This is a genomic window from Catenibacterium sp. GCM10023432, from assembly GCF_042651925.1.
GTDB lineage: Bacteria > Bacillota_I > Bacilli_A > Erysipelotrichales > Coprobacillaceae > Catenibacterium > Catenibacterium mitsuoka.
The window spans coordinates 1-996 of the sequence record NZ_JBHSEB010000056.1 but is presented as its reverse complement, the minus strand read 5'-3'; the positions used below and the strand labels follow the sequence as shown (position 1 = coordinate 996).

1 protein-coding gene is annotated in these 996 nt (G+C 34.7%); it reads left to right on the top strand.

The features are described from left to right. Window positions 1-277: 277 nt before the first annotated feature. The gene (locus ACFOZZ_RS08000) at window positions 278-754 is read left to right on the top strand and encodes a QueT transporter family protein (protein ID WP_055234395.1); all 477 of its coding nucleotides are present in this window, start codon (window positions 278-280) and stop codon (window positions 752-754) included. Window positions 755-996 lie beyond the last annotated feature (242 nt).

Here is a 996-nt window from a genome sequence, read left to right as displayed (position 1 = left end):
CGAACACGGAAGTTAAGCATCATAACGGCGACGATAGTGTGAAGACGCGACAATAGCAAGCTGCCAGGTCGCAATTCAAAAATGCGATGAGCCGATGAGTCAAGTACCGCTTGACTCGTTTTTTTTACTCTTTTTCTTGTCTCCCATACCTGTAAATGATATAGTAGTTGAGAACTGGTTCGAGAGCCAAACCCAGTATAAAAAAACTAAGAACATATGAATATAATTCATGATGTTTGGCTTCTAACTGTTCTTTAGAAGAAGGAGAAAATCGAATATGAAAAAATTAGACGTTAAAACGATTGCATTAAACGCAGTCATCGCTGCAGTCTACGCAGCACTCACTATTGGCTTAGCGCCAATTTCTTATGGTCAGGTGCAGATGAGAATTTCAGAAGTAATGATATTTCTTGCATTCTACAATAAGAAATATATCCCAGGATTAGTATTAGGATGCTTCATTGCGAACGTTCCATCATCTCTTGGTGCTTATGACATGGTATTTGGTACATTTGCGACTTTACTTGCAGTTATCGCAATGAACAAAGTATCTAACCGTTATGTTGGTGCTATCTTAGGTGGTTTAATCAACGGTATTATTGTAGGTATCGAATTAACACTTGCATTCCATACACCTTTCCTATTAAATGCAGTATATGTATTTGTAGGTGAAGTTGTTGTATTAGAAATCGGTGCATTCTTATTTGGATTATTAGAAAAGAATGAACCAGTATTAAAGATTATTAAAGCATAAAAGAACCTTCGGGCAATGTCATTAAGTTAATAATGCTAGAATTTAAGTCAGATGATATATCAGCAGATATATTATTCTGACTTTTATTTTATTGCAGCCAAAAAAGTATCGTTTTCACGATTTTTTAAAAAATATTCTATTTCATCGCAAAAAGGTTTATAATTTGTCCGATTAGTCAAATCTGTAGTTAAAATATATGAACGACTTTCGTTTGATGTTTCTATTATGAGATCTACCGGGGC